Raw genomic sequence first — 15,699 nt, forward strand, 5'->3', positions numbered from 1 at the left:
GAAAACCCGCTGTTCTTCAAAGAAAACACCCGCATGTTCTACGGCGACGCAAAGGCAAGCCTCGACAAACTACTGCCGATGATCGACTAAGCGGTTCAGGATAAATATCGGAAAGGCGCCCCAGTGGGCGCCTTTTCTGTTTTTGATGTATCCTGAATTCAAAAGGAGGTGCCCGATGGAAAAAGTGAACGGCATAGGCGGGGTGTTCTTTCGCGCTCGTGACCCCGAGGCCCTGAGCGCGTGGTATGAAAAGCACTTGGGTGTAAATCACTATGTCCCAGAGCCATGGAAACAGCGCGAAGGGTACACAGTCTTCGCCCCGTTTGCGCAGGACACCGCGTACTTCGGAAGATCCGTGCAGCAGTGGATGATCAATTTCCGTGTCGATGATCTGGAGGCCCTGATAGCTCAGCTTGAGGCCGCAGGGATCAAGGTTGAAACTAACGCAGAGTGGGACAGTGAGGTTGGCAAGTTCGCGCGCATCCATGACCCTGAGGGCAACCCGATCGAGCTGTGGCAGCCAAATCAATGAGATAGCGGATTTGTATACTGTAGTATCCTTGTAAGTATGTGAAATAAAATGAGAATTGATGAATCTCATAGGTGTCGTATAGTGCCTCGGACGAAACGGAGCCCAAGATGACGCCGATAGATGACCATCCGCTGCGCTATGCGCTGGCTAATGAATTGCACGCCCGTCCGTTTCCGGTGGCGGCAATGCCCTGTACTGTGGTCTTTCTTGCGATCAAGAAATCTGTCGCCGCCGTCGCACGGGATCGCCGCGAGGATCTGGAGCACCTGATCGACCTTCTCGACCGCCACGGTGCACAGCATCCGCAGCCGGACGCCACGCACTATGCTGGGCAAATCGGCCGCCATTGGTTGAAGTGGGAACAACACACCGAGTTCGTAACCTATACGGCCATCGCCCAGAACGTCAGCGAGCGTGCGTTCAACCCGGCTGATTTTGAGGTTTTCCCCCCCGACTGGTTGATGGCCAGCCCCGGTCAGAGGGTCACGTCGGCCATGGTGCGTGTTGTCGAGCGCGAAGGCGACGAGGTGATCAAATCCAAGCTGTTGGATTGGTTCGAACCAGAAAGCCTGGCTGTAGCTCGGGTGCTGGATGACGCAGCTGTTTGTGCAAGTGATTTTCGTATTGATCCGGCAGGGCACATGCGGTTTGCGCTGTTTGTCGCGAATGGCACCGGTCGGCGCAGGACGGGACGGATCGTCCAGCGTTTGTGTGAGATCGAGACCTACAAGGCAATGTCCATGCTGGGTTTTGCGCGGGTCAAACAACTGATGCCTCGCATTGGAAAACTGGATGAAAAGCTGACGCGCCTGATGGGGCAGATGACCGACAATTCTGCCCAGCCCGACGAGTTGCTGCAGGACTTGCTGTCGACCTCGATCGAACTGGAAACTCTGGCTGCGCAGTGTTCGTTTCGGTTCGGAGCCACTGGTGCCTATGAGGCTATCGTAAATCAGCGGATTGAGGTCCTGCGCGAAGAGCGTTTTGAAGGCGGTCAGAACTTTGCGGACTTTATGATGCGCCGATACGACCCGGCGATCCGCACGGTGAAATCCACGGAACGTCGCCTGCAAGCCCTGTCTGATCGGGCCATCCGTGCAGGGGAATTGCTGCGAACCCGCGTCGATGTTGAGCGCAGCGCGCAGAACCAGGCCCTGTTGGAAAGCATGGATCGCCGCGCCGATCTGGCGCTGCGCCTGCAGCACACGGTCGAGGGGCTTTCCGTGGTCGCGATCAGCTATTACGCCGTATCGCTGGTCAGCTATCTGCTCTACCCCCTGACAGGTGCCGGGATCAGTAAAGGGATGTTAAGCGCAGCGGTGACGATTCCGGTTGTCCTGGCGGTATGGTTTGCCGTTCGCAGGATTCGAAAGCGGTTGGGGTAGATCCGTATTTGCCTTTGGACCCGCGCGCTGTACAACAAACGCGTTTGACACCTGGGTCGGGGAATTCTCTGTGATTGGAATCGTGTCGGCGTGGCGGGCAGTGGCCGCCATGTTCATATTGAATGGCGCACTGTTCGGCATCTGGGCATCGCGAATTCCAGCGGTTCGGGACAAACTGGACCTGACGCATGAGACGCTGGGATATGGCCTTTTGTTCATGGCGGCGGGCGCTGTGTGTTCTTTTCCAATCACCGGACGGCTAACCGACAGGTTCGGAGCGGTGGTCCTGACGCGGTACATTGCCGTTCTTTACACGGTTTCCTTGATCCTTCTGGCCCTCGCGGGTGGCTTCTGGTCGCTTGCGGCTTTTTTGTTTGTATTCGGGGCTTTCCACGGCTCGATGGATGTAGCGATGAACGCCTGGGCGGCTGAGGTCGAGCAGGCGTACACGAAACCCGTGATGTCATCATTTCACGCGATGTGGAGCCTTGGGGCAGGGTTGGGCGCCCTCAGCGGATTTGCAGCAGTGCAGATGGGGCTGACAGTGATCCAACACTTTTTGCTGGCGGGCGGGATCGTCGTTGGGCTGGCATTGGCATTGTCATGGGTACGCTGGACATCGCGCCGCGCGGCTGTGTCCGGAGGCAAGGTTTTTGCATTACCTTCAGGCGCATTGATCCTTGTGGGCTTCACCGCTTTGTGCGGAGCTTTGGGGGAAGGTGCTGTGGCGGATTGGAGTGCGATTTTCCTACGGGATGTGACCGACGCCGCCGAAAGCATTGCGGCCCTGGGTTATGCGGTATTCTCCGTGGCCATGGTTGCTTTCCGCTTGGCAGGCGGATTTGTCATTGCGCGCTTTGGACCGGTCGCGACAGCGCGATTTGGCGGGGCTTGCGCCGCTTTGGGTGTGTTCTGTGTTGTGTCCGCTGCCGAGGCAGGGTTGGCATTGGCAGGTTTTGCGATGATGGGGGGCGGATACGCGGTGATCATGCCGTTGGCGTTCAGTCGGGCGGCAAGTGATCCCAACGTGCCGCCGGGGCAGGCGATCGCCAGCGTCGCCACGCTGGGGTACGGAGGCCTGTTGATTGGCCCACCGCTTATTGGGTTTCTCGCAGAGATGCTTACATTGCGCATAGCATTCACGGCGTTGTTGCCGCTGGCCGTATTCATTGTCCTGTTGGCGGGTTCGTTGCGACCCGTCGAAACAGATTGAAGTCATGGCGGAGCCATAGCGGAGCAGCAGGCCGGAAAACCAACAGTTAGGAGACCAACATGCCGATCAAAAACCGGTTCGCCGAGTTGCAGGGTGAAATCACCGAGTGGCGACGCGATATTCATGAAAACCCGGAAATTCTGTTCGAAACCCACCGCACCAGCGCCCTGGTCGCCGAAAGATTGCGGGACTTTGGCTGTGATGAAGTGGTGACAGGCATCGGCCGAACCGGAGTTGTCGGCGTGATCAAGGGCAAGACGGACACAAGCGGCAAGGTGATCGGGCTACGCGCGGATATGGATGCGCTGCCGATCCACGAGGCGACCGGGCTGGACTATGCCTCAAAAACCGATGGCGCGATGCATGCCTGTGGGCATGACGGGCATACGGCCATGCTGTTGGGGGCCGCGAAATACCTGTCCGAGACGCGCAATTTTGACGGCACCGTGGTTGTGATCTTCCAGCCCGCTGAAGAAGGCGGTGGTGGCGGGCGCGAGATGTGCGAAGACGGCATGATGGACCGCTGGGGCATACAAGAGGTCTATGGCATGCATAACTGGCCAGGTCGTCCGGTGGGCAGCTTCGCTATTCGACCTGGGGCCTTTTTTGCGGCAACAGATCAGTTCGATATCACTTTCGAAGGTAAAGGCGGGCACGCTGCCAAGCCGCATGAAACGGTCGACACCACGGTAATGGCTGCGCAGGCCGTTTTGGCGCTGCAGACCATTGCATCGCGCAATGCCGATCCGATTGATCGTCTTGTGGTTTCGGTCACGTCGTTTGAGACGTCGTCAAACGCGTTCAATGTGATCCCCCAATCGGTGAAGATCAAAGGGACTGTGCGCACGATGAGCAAGGAAATGCGCGACTTGGCTGAAAAGCGCGTTCAGGAAATCTGCGCAGGTATCGCCACCACCTTTGGCGGCGCGGCCGATGTGACTTATTACCGGGGTTATCCGGTGATGGTGAACAGCGACGAGCAGACTGATTTTGCCGCGGATGTCGCGCGCTCGGTGTCTGGAAGCTGTGACGAAGCGCCCTTGATCATGGGCGGTGAGGACTTTGCCTTTATGTTGGAGGAACGGCCCGGGGCCTACATCCTAGTTGGCAATGGTGACACGGCTGCTGTGCATCATCCTGAATACAATTTTAACGACGAGGCAATTCCGGCTGGATGCAGTTGGTGGGCCGGGATCGTGGAACAACGGATGCCCGCGGCCTGATAAAGAGGTGGGGAGCGCGAGGGGCCAGCCCCTCACGCTCCCCGGGTTGTTTTTGGCCTGAAGGTGGACCCTTGCTGCGTCAGGCGAGGTTGAGTGTCTCGCACAAGGTGTTGATCACATCGTCCAACGCGGATTTCTGGAGATTTACGCAGGATTTCGCGCCAGCCTGCGCTTTGTCCAGCGCGGTGTCGTCTGACAACAAATTTGCAACGGCATCTGCGAGTTGCGGGGCGGAATTGACCTCGGTCGCGCCGCCGCTTTCGATCAGTGGCGCGAAGGTTTCCGCAAAATTGAAGTACCCCGGACCAGTGATCACAGCGGCACCAGCCTGTGCGGGCTCAAACGGGTTGTGACCGCCGATTTCCTTGAGCGAGCCGCCCAGGAACACGATAGGGCACAATGCGTACCACGTGCCGGTTTCGCCCAGTGTGTCAGCGACGAAAACTTGAGTCTGCGGCGCGATCTTGTCGCCCTTGGTGCGGAAGGCGGCAGACTGCCCGGCGGACTCCAGCAGACTTGCAACCTCTGACCGTCGTTCGGGGTGCCGAGGGATCAGCAGGAGCAGCAGATCGGGCCAGCGTTGCAACAGCTTGGCATGCGCGGCCAGAACCGTTTCCTCCTCACCTGCATGGGTCGAACTGGCGATCCAGACCGGGCGGTCGGCGATTTGAGCGCGGATATCGCTCAGCGTTGTCTGATCGACCGGCAGCGGGTCCGACATCGCCTTGAGGTTGGTGCCGGGCTGTACCCGATCGGGGCGTGCACCCATGTCGATAAGATTTGTCGCAGTATTGTCATTCTGGGTTAGGAACAGTGTGAAAAGGTCCAGAATAAATCGCGCGGTTTGGGGTCGCTTCTTCCATCCCTCGACCGAGCGATCCGATAGGCGCGCGTTGAGCAGCGCCAGCGGAACCTCGCGGCGAGAGGCTTCGACAATCAGGCGCGGCCAGATTTCGCTTTCGACGAAAATGCCAGCGTCCGGGTGCCAGTGATCCAAAAAACGCTTCACCGGTCCGGCTGTGTCCAGTGGTGGGTATTGGTGGCGTGCGCGCGGTGGCATTCGTTTTTCGATCAGCGCGGCCGAAGTTGGGGTTCCGGAGGTAATCAGAAACTCAGCCTTGGGCAGGCGTTCGCCCAGACGCTTGATGAGACTGATGACCGACAGAGTTTCGCCAACGCTGGCGGCGTGGAACCAGATCAGCTGCCCATCCGGGCGGGTTTGCGTGGCGTGGCCAAGGCGTTCCTGCTGGCGCGTTTCCGGAACGCCCGCCGCCTGCAGCTTGTTGCGAACCGTGCGCCATGCCAGCGGGGCCGCAACGGAAGTCAGGCCGCAATACAGCTTGTACAGCAGCGTTGGCTGGTCGGGGTTGTTTGGCACTTTAGCCGCCCGTGTGGCTCATGTGGCGGCTCATCTGGCCGTCGACGGCCTGACGGGAATAGTCGAAATCATGCCCTTTGGGCTTGAGGGTGATCGCGGACCTGATTGCCTCTTCCAATGATTTATCACTGTCGGGATGATCGCGCAGCGGGGCGCGCAGGTCGGCCATATCCTCTTGCCCAAGGCACATGTACAGCTCACCGGTGCAGGTCAGGCGCACGCGGTTGCAACTTTCGCAGAAGTTATGCGACAGCGGAGTGATAAAGCCGATTTTCTGGCCCGTATCCTCAAGCCGTACATAACGCGCAGGTCCACCAGTCCGCTCGGCCAGATCCGTGACGGAATAGTGTTTTTCATATTCCTTGCGCACATCTTCAAGAGACCAGTACTGGTCCAGGCGGTCTTCGTTTCCGATATCGCCCATGGGCATGACCTCAATCCAGGTCAGATCCATGTCACGCTCGGCACACCATTCAGTGATCTTTGGCAACTCGGGTTCATTGAACCCTTTCAAGGCGACCGCATTGATCTTGACCCGGAGACCGGCTTTCTGCGCGGCGTCGATCCCGTTCAGAACCTGTTTGAGCCGTCCCCAGCGGGTGACCTTGGCAAATTTATCCTCGTCCAGCGTATCCAGCGATACGTTCACGCGACGCACACCTGCGGCGTACAGATCATCGGCAAATCGGTGCAGTTGCGAACCATTGGTGGTTAGCGTCAGCTCTTTCAGTGCGCCGCTGTCCAGGTGTCGGGTCATCGAATTGAAAAATGTCATGATATTGCGGCGCACCAGAGGCTCACCGCCGGTGATGCGCAACTTTTCAACACCCATGTTCACAAAGGTCGAGCACATGCGGTCAAGCTCTTCCAGCGTCAGCAGGTCTTTCTTGGGCAGAAAGGTCATGTCCTCGGACATGCAATAGACACAGCGGAAATCGCAGCGATCCGTAACGGATACGCGGAGATAGGTGATGGCACGTGCGAACGGGTCGATAAGCGGAGCTGTCATGCGACATAGGTAAAGCTGCAACCGCCCTGCGACAAGGGCGAACTGCGCTTTGCGCTGGAACAGATGCGCGCAGGGCGATAGGTTTGCGTCATGAGATATGCGCTTTTGGCTTTTTGTGTTCTGGTGGCGGGATGTGACACCGTGCGGTCGACCACCGATCGTGTCTTTGGTGGTGACAAGCCCCCCGAAGAAGCAGAACCAGCCGTTGTAGAAGAGGTGGTCGAGCCGCAACCCGTTGCCGTTGCCGCCACTGGTTGGCTCGGTCCAAAAACCACGATTGCCGGTCTGGGAGATCCCACAACACCTGGTCGATGGCTGGAAACGTCTTTGGTGCAGACTGAATTCACCGGGCGCGTGGTTGTGCCGCGGACAGGCGCGCAGGCCTATATCACGCTGATTCCGGCATCCGGGCCAGCCGGGGGCGGCAGCCGCCTTTCGCTGGATGCGATGCGGGCCCTGCTGCTGCCATTTGATGAACTGGTTGAGCTGGAAGTTTATTCCAACTGACCTTTCAGATATTTACCGGCCTCTTTTCGCGCAAATGGCTTCATCGCGTCGCCGTGTGTTTTCAAAAAGGCAATGACCCGGTCCGGGTCGTGCTTGGACAATTCGCGCAGCCACCAAGCGACGGCTTTTTGAATGAACCAGTCGCGATCGGGCACGTAGCCTGCAGCCCAACCCAGAATGCGGTCTCGGCGTTGCAGGTCTTCCGGTTTGGGGTGGTTCTGTTTGGTCCAGGGCAGGGTCGCCACCAGCGCCGCGCGCCTGGTCCACATGTGGTCCGATTTTGTCCAGCTTTCCACCTGATCCAGCCGCGAAGGGTCGGCTGACAGGCGCTTTTGCATCGCCATGCAGGCGTGATCCGCCACGGCCCAGGCATCAAAATCCGGCAACCAGCTTTGCAGCAGGTCCCAAACGGCATCATCCGGTCGGATGCGCGCCTGTGTCAGCAGTTTTGCGGCGGCAAGACGTCCTTCGTGAATATTGGTTTGCCACAGCGCATCTGCGAGTTCGACGCGCGCTGCCAAATCCAACTCCTGTCGCCAGGTTTTGGTCAGATCATTCAGGATCGGGTTTGCCACGCCCAGATGGGGGCGGTCGGCCTTGTGGTAGGCCGCCATTTGTTCGGCGCGCTCGGGATCGGAATGGGCTTTGATCTGGTCCAGATAGGCTTCAATCATCAATAAACTCAGGGTCGGGTGCGCGTGGGTTTGCCATCAATGGTCTGATGGTTCTTTTCAACCCAGTAGGATTGGATCTGCTCGTCGGACTTGCCATCGACCCATTTCTGCATCGTGTCGCGTTCGGACTGATATTCCATGAACGGCACGGCATAGCCGCACGAAGTCTGGACCACATCGATATCCAGATCATAGATCTGACGCGCACTACGGTGATCGGGGAACAGGCCAGCCAATTCATCCCAGCCCTCATCCCCCACATGCAGCGTGCGCGCGGTGCCATACGTTCTCAGGATCATGGGACGGGTCGTGAACGAACACCACATCAGCGTCATGCGGTTCGCTTCAAGCAGATGACCGGCGGTTTCGTTGCCGCTGCCGGTCAGGTTCATCCAGGCAATCCGGTTCGGGCCAAGAACGCGCAGCGAATCCATGCCCTTGGGCGAGATGTTGACCCGTCCGTTGGGTGCCGCAGTGCCGACGAAGAACATGTGCTGTTCTTCGATGAATTTACGCTGCCCGTCGTCCAGTTCCGGAAATTGCTTGGCCATGTCTCACTCCACTGTAACCGATTTTGCCAGGTTGCGCGGCTGGTCTACATCCGTGCCTTTGGCCACCGCCGTGTGATAGGCCAGCAGTTGCGCAGGCACCGAGTAGAGGATCGGCGCCAGGCTGGGGTGTACATGCGGCATCGGGATGATGCTCCAGACGCCATCTTCAGCCTCGGCAATCCCGTCATCGTCCGAGACCAGAATGACCTTGCCCTTGCGCGCCATCACCTCTTGCATGTTCGACACCGTTTTGTCGAACACGGCGTCGCGCGGGGCCATGACCACCACAGGCATATTCTTGTCGATCAGGGCGATCGGTCCGTGCTTCAGCTCACCCGAAGCATACCCTTCGGCGTGGATATAGCTGATTTCCTTGAGCTTCAGCGCCCCCTCCATCGCCAGCGGATACATCAGGCCGCGACCCAGGAACAGAACGTCGCGGGCTTCGGACAGGCGCTGTGCGGACGTCTTGATGGCTGGATTCTGATCCAGCGCTGCATTCATAACCGTTGGCAAGCCGCGTAGCGCAGCATAGTGGTCGGCCAGTTCTTCGTCGGTCAGCGTACCACGATCCGCAGCCGCCTTGAGCGCCATCATCAGCAGAACGCTCAGTTGACACGTGAACGCCTTGGTCGAAGCCACGCCGATCTCAACGCCCGCATGGATGGGCAGGGCGATATCGCTTTCGCGGGCGATCGAACTTTCGGGGACGTTGACGACCGAGACGATCTTGTCCGCCTTGCCTTCGCAATAGCGCAGTGCCGCCAGAGTATCGGCGGTTTCACCCGACTGGCTGACGAACAGCGCCATCGTGCGCCCCGTGATCGGAGGTTCGCGATAGCGGAACTCGCTGGCGATATCGACCTCGACTGGCATTTGGGCCAATTGCTCGAACCAGTACTTTGCGGTCAGACAGGCGTAAAATGCCGTGCCACAGGCCACCATGGTCAACCGATCCAGTTTGGCGAAATCCAGATCGGTGCCAGGTAGCACCACCTGATCGCCGTTGCCGGGCAAATAAGACCGGATCGCGTCGGCAATCACCACGGGCTGTTCGGCGATTTCCTTAGCCATGTAGTGCTTGTGGCCATTCTTACCGGTCCGCGTGTGATCCAACTTGATCCGACGCGTTTCGCGGTTCGCCAATTCACCGCCTTCGTTACGAATCTCCAGAGAGGTCCGGGTCAGTATTGCTCGGTCACCCTCTTCAAGATAGGTGATACGGTCGGTCATCGGGGCCAGTGCGATGGCGTCTGAACCTACATACATCTCGCCATCTCCGTGCCCGATCGCCAGTGGAGATCCTTTACGCGCGGCGATAATCAGGTCGTCCTCTCCATCGAAAAGGAACGCCAATGCAAACGCGCCCTCAAGTCGATCGATCGTCTTAAACGCGGCTTGAATGGGTGAGAGGCCGGTCTTCAGATAGTGCTCGGTCAACAGAGCGACGGTTTCGGTATCGGTTTCTGTTGTAAAATCGACCCCATGTTCCGCCAGTTCTGCCCGCAGCTCACGATAGTTCTCGACGATACCGTTATGCACCACCGCCACTGGGCCGGCCTTGTGCGGATGCGCGTTGGTCACCGATGGTGCGCCGTGGGTGGCCCAGCGAGTGTGACCGATACCGGATTTTCCGGGCAGGGGGTCGTGCACCAGCAGATCGCTTAGGTTGACCAGCTTGCCTACCGCACGACGACGACCAAGCGTGCCAGCATTGACCGTGGCAATCCCGGCACTGTCATAACCACGATATTCAAGCCGTTTTAGTGCCTCGACCAAAGTTGGCGCGGCCTCATGCTCACCCAGTACACCTACAATTCCACACATAAATCAGGCTCCTCTGTCGCGGCGTGCCTTCTTCGCCTTCAACATCTCAAACAATTTGCGCGCATAGCCGGGCTTGTTGTCCTGCTTGGCACGTGCCACGGCCAGCGCGTCGGGTTCTACATCCTGCGTGACGACTGTACCTGTTGCGGTCATCGCGCCGTCACCGACAGAAACGGGGGCAACTAGCATAGTGTTGGAGCCGATAAAGACGTTCTGCCCGATAGTCGTCTGGTGCTTCATCACGCCGTCATAGTTACAGGTGATCGTCCCCGCGCCGATATTGGTCGACGCTCCAACAGAGGCGTCGCCGACATAGCTGAGGTGGTTGACCTTAGCGCCTTCAGCGATCTGGGCATTCTTTGTCTCGACGAAATTGCCGATACGGGTGTTTTCGGCCAGTTCTGTACCTGGGCGCAGGCGCGCGTAGGGGCCGACGATGGCGCCGCGGCTAACATGGCAGCCTTCCAGATGTGAGAACGCACGGATCGTCGCGCCGCTTTCGACGGTAACGCCGGGGCCGAAGACGACGTTGGGTTCGATCACCGTGTCTCGGCCTACGATCGTGTCAGCGGACAGATAAACCGTTTCGGGGGCCATCAGCGTCACGCCCAAAGCCAACAGCTCATTGCGCGCACGGGTCTGAAACTCGGCATCGGCCGCTGCCAGATCAGCACGAGAGTCCACGCCCAGCGTTTCAGCCTCATCGCACTTGATGGCAGTTGCCGACAGGCCGCGTGCGTTCGCCAGTGCCGCAATTTCAGTCAGGTAGTACTCACCCGACGCATTTTCATTGCTGACCGCGTCAATCAGTTCGAACAGCAATTCTGCATTGCAGGCCAATAGCCCGCTGTTGGTAAAGCGAATGGCGCGCTGTTCTTCGGTTGCGTCTTTGTATTCAACGATTTCGACCAGTTTTTCGCCATCCATGATCAACCGGCCATAGCGGGGCTGAACTTCGGCAATATCAAAGCCCAGCATGACCAGATCAAAGGATGCGCGCGCCTCAATCATACGCTCCAGTGTTCTGGGGGCGATAAAGGGTGTGTCGCCGTAAAGGACGATCACATCGCCATAGAAACCGTCCAGAGCATCCCGCGCCTGCGCAACTGCATGCGCTGTTCCAAGCTGTTCTTCCTGAACGACAATCTGCGCGGCTTCATCCTCGGAAGTGGCGGCTTTAGCAACCTCCTCAGAGCCGTGACCAGTGACAATAACGGTTCGTTCGGGTGACAGCACCGCACCGGCGCGCATCGCGTGTACCAACATCGGCGTTTGGGCAATCGGGTGCAAAACTTTTGGGGTATCCGAATTCATCCTGGTGCCTTTTCCGGCGGCAAGGATAACAAGGGCGATGGTCATAAAAACGATTTCTCTTTGTGTTTTGTTGCAGCCCGTTTTATCCGCTGAGTTCAAAGGCGCAAGCGGTTCGGGCATCAAACAAGATTGCCGTTTGCAACACTTATGGCGAAGACTCGCCGAATTAGGGGGCAAAATGCGTACGGTTATCTTCGATCTGGACGGGACCTTGGCCGATACATCGGGCGATTTGCTGGCCGCCGCCAACCACTGTTTTCGGCATATGGGGCATGGGGATGTGTTGGTTCACGGCGAAGATGCGGGCGTTGCGCTGCGCGGTGGCCGAATGATGCTGACCCATGGGTTGAAACGGGTGGGCGCTTATGACGATGCAACGGTTCAAGACTACTATCCGATGCTGCTTGAAGCGTATTCCGACGATATCGACACGCATACCCATTTCTACCCTGGCGCGCTGGATGTGGTGGAAGCGTTGAAGTCCGCAGGTTACGGGGTTGGCATCTGTACCAACAAGCCCGAGGCATTGGCCCATCAGTTGCTCACGCAGATGGGAGTGCGTGACCTGTTTGCCTCTTTGGTGGGTGCCGACACGCTGCCCGTGCGCAAGCCTGACCCGGAGCCGCTGCGCGAAGCTGCACGCCGGGCGGGTGGTCATCCTGATTTGTGTGTTCTGATTGGCGATTCCGACACTGACCGAAACACGGCCCGTGCCGCGGGTGTGCCGTCGGTATTGGTTACCTTCGGCCCGTCCGGCGATGATATGGCCGCGCTGGAACCCGAAGCCCTGCTGCACCATTTCAATGATTTGCCAAAATTGGTTGCAGAGTTGATTGGCGTGGCCGCGTAATCCCTTGACCCGAACGTTTTGCAGGACCAGAACACTCTTATGACCGAGATATTCACTGGCAGTTTCACCCAGCAGGAACCTATACCAGAAGAGGCGGTTGAGGCCGCGCTGGCGGTACTGCGCCACGGGCGTCTGCATCGTTATAACGTCGTACCTGGCGAATTGGGCGAAACCGCCCTGCTGGAACAGGAATTTGCCGCCCAGACAGGTGCCAAATACTGTCTGGCCGTGTCCTCGGGCGGCTATGCGATGGCAACGGCACTGCGGGCCGTGGGGGTCAACCCGGGGGACCCGGTGCTGACGAACACGTTTACTCTGGCGCCTGTGCCCGGATCTATTGCTTCGGTCAGTGCGCGCCCAGTTTTTGTGGGCGTGACCGAAGACCTTACGATTGATCTGGACGATCTCGAAACCAAGCTGGATCAGGCCCGCGTTTTGATGCTGAGCCATATGCGTGGCCATCTGTGTGACATGGATCGGCTGATGCAGATGTGCGATGCCGCAGGTGTCACGGTGATCGAGGATTGCGCACATACAATGGGGGCCGCGTGGCGTGGGCAGGTTTCGGGCCGGCAAGGCGCGATTGGCTGCTATTCTTGCCAGACCTACAAACACGTCAATTCGGGCGAAGGTGGCTTGCTGGTCACCGATGATGAGGAACTGGCGGCAAAGGCAACGATGCTGTCAGGGTCCTACATGCTGTACGAACGCCACCTTGCGGCACCTGGGCCAGAGGTGTTTGAGCGGATCAAGTATCATACCCCCAATGTCTCGGGGCGAATGGATAATCTGCGGGCCGCAATCCTGCGCCCGCAATTGCGCGATCTGGATCGGCAGATCGAACGCTGGAACGAACGCTATTTCGAAATCGAAAAAGGCCTGCGCGATACGCCGGGCCTGAGCGTTGTAGATCGGCCAGAAGCCGAGACGTTTGTCGGTTCCTCGATCCAGTTCCTGTTGCTCGATTGGTCGGCAGAGCGGGTAAACGAGGTTATCCAGCGCTGCGCGGCCCGGGGGGTCGAGCTTAAGTGGTTCGGCGGGGCCGAGCCGAACGGCTTTACGTCGCGCTATGACAGCTGGCGATATGCCGACAGCGCGCCGATGCCAAAAAGTGATCGAATCCTCGCCGGGATCGTCGACATGCGCGTTCCCTTGACCTTTTCGCTTGATGATTGCGCGCTGATCGCACGGATCATTCGGGCAGAGGTGAGCGCAGTGTATCAGTCGTAGTCCAATCGAGTGCGCGTGACGCGCACGCTTTATTTGTATGAAACCGCCGCCCCGAGCAGGGCGGCGGTTTGTTTTTGGGATGCCGTCGTTGACCCAATTCAGATTCGCTGCTATTTATTGAACAATTGTTCATTAATGCGAAAGGGGAGATCGCTTATGTTCACGGCGGCCATGCAATTTGATCTGGGCGAGGACGTGAATGCCCTGCGTGAAATGGTACACCGGTGGGCGCAGGAGCGGGTCAAGCCGATGGCGGGTGACATCGATGCCTCGAACGCATTTCCAAACGAGCTTTGGAAAGAGATGGGCGATCTGGGTTTGCTCGGCATCACTGTGTCCGAGGAATACGGTGGGGCAGGGATGTCCTATCTTGCCCACACCGTTGCGGTGGAAGAGGTTGCGCGGGCATCGGCCTCGGTCTCTCTGTCTTATGGGGCGCATTCGAACCTGTGCGTCAATCAGATCAAGCTGAACGGTAATGACGAGCAAAAGGCGAAATACCTGCCGCGCCTGATCTCGGGCGAACATGTTGGTGCGTTGGCCATGTCCGAGGCTTCCGCCGGATCCGATGTTGTGTCGATGAAGTTGCGTGCGGAAAAACGCAATGATCACTACCGGCTGAACGGCAACAAATACTGGATCACCAACGGGCCGGACGCGGATACGCTGGTCGTATATGCCAAGACCAACCCGGAGGCCGGATCGAAGGGCATCACCGCGTTTCTGATTGAGAAGGAGATGAAGGGCTTCTCGACCTCGCCCCATTTCGACAAGCTCGGGATGCGCGGGTCGAACACGGCCGAGCTGATCTTTGAAGATGTCGAGGTGCCGTTCGAAAACGTTTTGGGCGAAGAGGGCAAAGGCGTTGCGGTTTTGATGTCCGGGCTGGACTACGAACGTGTGGTTCTGGCCGGGATCGGGACCGGCATCATGGCCGCCTGTCTGGATGAGATCATGCCCTATCTGGCTGAGCGTAAGCAGTTCGGCAAACCGATCGGCAGCTTTCAACTGATGCAGGGCAAGATCGCGGATATGTACACCGCGATGAATTCCGCCCGGGCCTATGTCTATGAGGTTGCCAAGGCTTGTGACCGGGGGGATGTAACCCGTCAGGATGCGGCGGCGTGCTGTCTTTATGCTTCAGAACAGGGCATGTCGCAGGCGCATCAGGCTGTTCAGGCGATGGGTGGGGCGGGGTTCCTGTCCGACTCGGCGGTCAGCCGAATCTTCCGCGATGCCAAGCTGATGGAGATTGGCGCGGGCACCAGCGAAATCCGCCGGATGTTGATCGGGCGGGAACTGATGAACGAGATGCGCTGAGAGAAGAAAACGCTTCGCAGACGAGGGAACTGCGAAGCGCTTTCCTTGTAAGGATCAGAACTTATGAACGTAGGATACGCCGACAAGGAAGGGATCGATATCGGCTTTGCCGATCTTGGTTCCGTTCAGCTTGACGTCCGTGTCAATGTCGAACCAGCGTACGTTCAGACGGACAGCACCATTGTCCGAGACCATATAGTCCAGACCGGCTTGCAGCGAGACACCGAAAGAGTCATCAACCTTCAGATCACCCAGTGCGGATTTCTCGTCGAAGAAGATGGTGTAGTTCAGACCGGCGCCGACATAGGGCTTCCATGCGCTGTTGGTCGGGAAGTGATAGTTCAGCGACAAGGTGGGCGGCAGGTGCTTGACGGTTCCGGCCTCGGTGCTTCCGCCCAAGGTCACAGTGTGCTTGAACGGTGTCGCGGCCAGCAGTTCGATGCCCAGATTGTCACGGATGAAATACTCGGCGGTGAAGATCGGGCGGGTGTCCGAGTCGATCTCGGCCTTTTGTCCGGCCAACGTGCCATTGTCGGATTTGGGGTTGAGGTAACCGACACCGACACCGACGGTCCAATCCCCCTGCGATTGGGCAAAGGCGGGGGCGGCAAGCGCCACCAGCGCGGTGGAAAGTGTCAAAGCGGCGAGTTTGTTGGTCATGGTCTTGCCTTTGGTTCAGTTGATGA

Annotated in this window: 15 protein-coding genes; 8 read left to right on the top strand and 7 right to left on the bottom strand. The window is 58.3% G+C overall.

Features of this window, described 5'->3' with window-relative positions:
* Positions 1–175 precede the first annotated feature (175 nt).
* From AC2FIB_RS16005 to AC2FIB_RS16020, 4 genes are all read left to right on the top strand, one after another.
* Positions 176–532 (top strand): VOC family protein, encoded by a 357-nt coding sequence (locus tag AC2FIB_RS16005; protein WP_496736372.1) that lies wholly within the window; start codon positions 176–178, stop codon positions 530–532.
* Positions 533–639: 107 nt separating this feature from the next.
* Complete coding sequence (locus tag AC2FIB_RS16010; RefSeq protein WP_496736373.1) at positions 640–1,917, top strand: DUF3422 family protein; 1,278 nt, start codon at positions 640–642, stop codon at positions 1,915–1,917.
* A 70-nt stretch (positions 1,918–1,987) separates the two neighbouring features.
* On the top strand, positions 1,988–3,130 hold the full coding sequence (locus AC2FIB_RS16015; RefSeq protein WP_496842383.1) for an MFS transporter: 1,143 nt from the start codon (positions 1,988–1,990) through the stop codon (positions 3,128–3,130).
* Between the two features lie 59 nt (positions 3,131–3,189).
* Positions 3,190–4,353, top strand: coding sequence for a M20 aminoacylase family protein (locus AC2FIB_RS16020; protein WP_496842384.1), 1,164 nt, complete (start codon positions 3,190–3,192; stop codon positions 4,351–4,353).
* Positions 4,354–4,432: 79 nt separating this feature from the next.
* Here AC2FIB_RS16020 and AC2FIB_RS16025 read toward each other — a convergent pair whose 3' ends face one another.
* Both AC2FIB_RS16025 and moaA read right to left on the bottom strand, forming a co-directional pair.
* Positions 4,433–5,731 carry a 3-deoxy-D-manno-octulosonic acid transferase gene (locus tag AC2FIB_RS16025; protein ID WP_496842386.1) on the bottom strand — a complete coding sequence of 433 codons (1,299 nt, stop codon included), beginning with the start codon at positions 5,729–5,731 and terminating at the stop codon, positions 4,433–4,435.
* A gap of 1 nt (position 5,732) precedes the next feature.
* The gene (moaA, locus tag AC2FIB_RS16030) at positions 5,733–6,740 is read right to left on the bottom strand and encodes a GTP 3',8-cyclase MoaA (protein ID WP_058274374.1); all 1,008 of its coding nucleotides are present in this window, start codon (positions 6,738–6,740) and stop codon (positions 5,733–5,735) included.
* A 90-nt stretch (positions 6,741–6,830) separates the two neighbouring features.
* Between moaA and AC2FIB_RS16035 the strand changes: the two genes are divergently transcribed.
* The gene (locus AC2FIB_RS16035) at positions 6,831–7,247 is read left to right on the top strand and encodes a hypothetical protein (protein ID WP_496842387.1); all 417 of its coding nucleotides are present in this window, start codon (positions 6,831–6,833) and stop codon (positions 7,245–7,247) included.
* Here the strand turns inward: AC2FIB_RS16035 and AC2FIB_RS16040 are convergent.
* From AC2FIB_RS16040 to glmU, 4 genes are read right to left on the bottom strand one after another with little or no spacing between them, the layout of a single operon-like run.
* On the bottom strand, positions 7,235–7,921 hold the full coding sequence (locus AC2FIB_RS16040; protein WP_496842388.1) for a DNA alkylation repair protein: 687 nt from the start codon (positions 7,919–7,921) through the stop codon (positions 7,235–7,237). The two genes, AC2FIB_RS16035 and AC2FIB_RS16040, sit on opposite strands and share 13 nt — an antisense overlap.
* Before the next feature lie 8 nt (positions 7,922–7,929).
* Entirely contained in the window at positions 7,930–8,472 is a 543-nt protein-coding gene (locus tag AC2FIB_RS16045; RefSeq protein WP_496724457.1) for a pyridoxamine 5'-phosphate oxidase family protein, read from the bottom strand.
* 3 nt (positions 8,473–8,475) lie between these two features.
* Positions 8,476–10,299, bottom strand: a complete 1,824-nt coding sequence (gene glmS, locus AC2FIB_RS16050) for a glutamine--fructose-6-phosphate transaminase (isomerizing) (RefSeq protein WP_496736388.1) — start codon at positions 10,297–10,299, stop codon at positions 8,476–8,478.
* A 3-nt stretch (positions 10,300–10,302) separates the two neighbouring features.
* Positions 10,303–11,658 (bottom strand): bifunctional UDP-N-acetylglucosamine diphosphorylase/glucosamine-1-phosphate N-acetyltransferase GlmU, encoded by a 1,356-nt coding sequence (gene glmU / locus AC2FIB_RS16055; protein ID WP_496736390.1) that lies wholly within the window; start codon positions 11,656–11,658, stop codon positions 10,303–10,305.
* Between the two features lie 133 nt (positions 11,659–11,791).
* Between glmU and AC2FIB_RS16060 the strand changes: the two genes are divergently transcribed.
* The 3 genes from AC2FIB_RS16060 (at position 11,792) to AC2FIB_RS16070 (ending at position 15,013) form a co-directional block, all read left to right on the top strand.
* Entirely contained in the window at positions 11,792–12,463 is a 672-nt protein-coding gene (locus tag AC2FIB_RS16060) for an HAD-IA family hydrolase (RefSeq protein WP_496736392.1), read from the top strand.
* Positions 12,464–12,502: 39 nt separating this feature from the next.
* Positions 12,503–13,693: a DegT/DnrJ/EryC1/StrS family aminotransferase gene (locus tag AC2FIB_RS16065; RefSeq protein WP_496736394.1), complete on the top strand. Its 1,191-nt coding sequence runs from the start codon at positions 12,503–12,505 to the stop codon at positions 13,691–13,693.
* 156 nt (positions 13,694–13,849) lie between these two features.
* Positions 13,850–15,013 carry an isovaleryl-CoA dehydrogenase gene (locus tag AC2FIB_RS16070; RefSeq protein ID WP_496736396.1) on the top strand — a complete coding sequence of 388 codons (1,164 nt, stop codon included), beginning with the start codon at positions 13,850–13,852 and terminating at the stop codon, positions 15,011–15,013.
* Positions 15,014–15,067: 54 nt separating this feature from the next.
* Here the strand turns inward: AC2FIB_RS16070 and AC2FIB_RS16075 are convergent, their stop codons facing one another.
* Positions 15,068–15,673 carry an OmpW/AlkL family protein gene (locus AC2FIB_RS16075; RefSeq protein ID WP_496724467.1) on the bottom strand — a complete coding sequence of 202 codons (606 nt, stop codon included), beginning with the start codon at positions 15,671–15,673 and terminating at the stop codon, positions 15,068–15,070.
* Between the last annotated feature and the right edge of the window lie 26 nt (positions 15,674–15,699).

This window comes from Ruegeria sp. YTSA072 (genome assembly GCF_059610285.1).

What these genes read in the sequence shown, in the direction of transcription:
- AC2FIB_RS16005 (WP_496736372.1), top strand. Translation starts at nt 176, where the DNA reads ATGGAAAAAGTGAACGGCATAGGCGGGGTGTTCTTTCGCGCTCGTGAC.
- AC2FIB_RS16010 (WP_496736373.1), top strand. Translation starts at nt 640, where the DNA reads ATGACGCCGATAGATGACCATCCGCTGCGCTATGCGCTGGCTAATGAA.
- AC2FIB_RS16020 (WP_496842384.1), top strand. Translation starts at nt 3,190, where the DNA reads ATGCCGATCAAAAACCGGTTCGCCGAGTTGCAGGGTGAAATCACCGAG.
- moaA (WP_058274374.1), bottom strand. Translation starts at nt 6,740, where the DNA reads ATGACAGCTCCGCTTATCGACCCGTTCGCACGTGCCATCACCTATCTC.
- AC2FIB_RS16035 (WP_496842387.1), top strand. Translation starts at nt 6,831, where the DNA reads ATGAGATATGCGCTTTTGGCTTTTTGTGTTCTGGTGGCGGGATGTGAC.
- AC2FIB_RS16040 (WP_496842388.1), bottom strand. Translation starts at nt 7,921, where the DNA reads ATGATTGAAGCCTATCTGGACCAGATCAAAGCCCATTCCGATCCCGAG.
- AC2FIB_RS16045 (WP_496724457.1), bottom strand. Translation starts at nt 8,472, where the DNA reads ATGGCCAAGCAATTTCCGGAACTGGACGACGGGCAGCGTAAATTCATC.
- glmS (WP_496736388.1), bottom strand. Translation starts at nt 10,299, where the DNA reads ATGTGTGGAATTGTAGGTGTACTGGGTGAGCATGAGGCCGCGCCAACT.
- glmU (WP_496736390.1), bottom strand. Translation starts at nt 11,658, where the DNA reads ATGACCATCGCCCTTGTTATCCTTGCCGCCGGAAAAGGCACCAGGATG.
- AC2FIB_RS16060 (WP_496736392.1), top strand. Translation starts at nt 11,792, where the DNA reads ATGCGTACGGTTATCTTCGATCTGGACGGGACCTTGGCCGATACATCG.
- AC2FIB_RS16065 (WP_496736394.1), top strand. Translation starts at nt 12,503, where the DNA reads ATGACCGAGATATTCACTGGCAGTTTCACCCAGCAGGAACCTATACCA.
- AC2FIB_RS16070 (WP_496736396.1), top strand. Translation starts at nt 13,850, where the DNA reads ATGTTCACGGCGGCCATGCAATTTGATCTGGGCGAGGACGTGAATGCC.
- AC2FIB_RS16075 (WP_496724467.1), bottom strand. Translation starts at nt 15,673, where the DNA reads ATGACCAACAAACTCGCCGCTTTGACACTTTCCACCGCGCTGGTGGCG.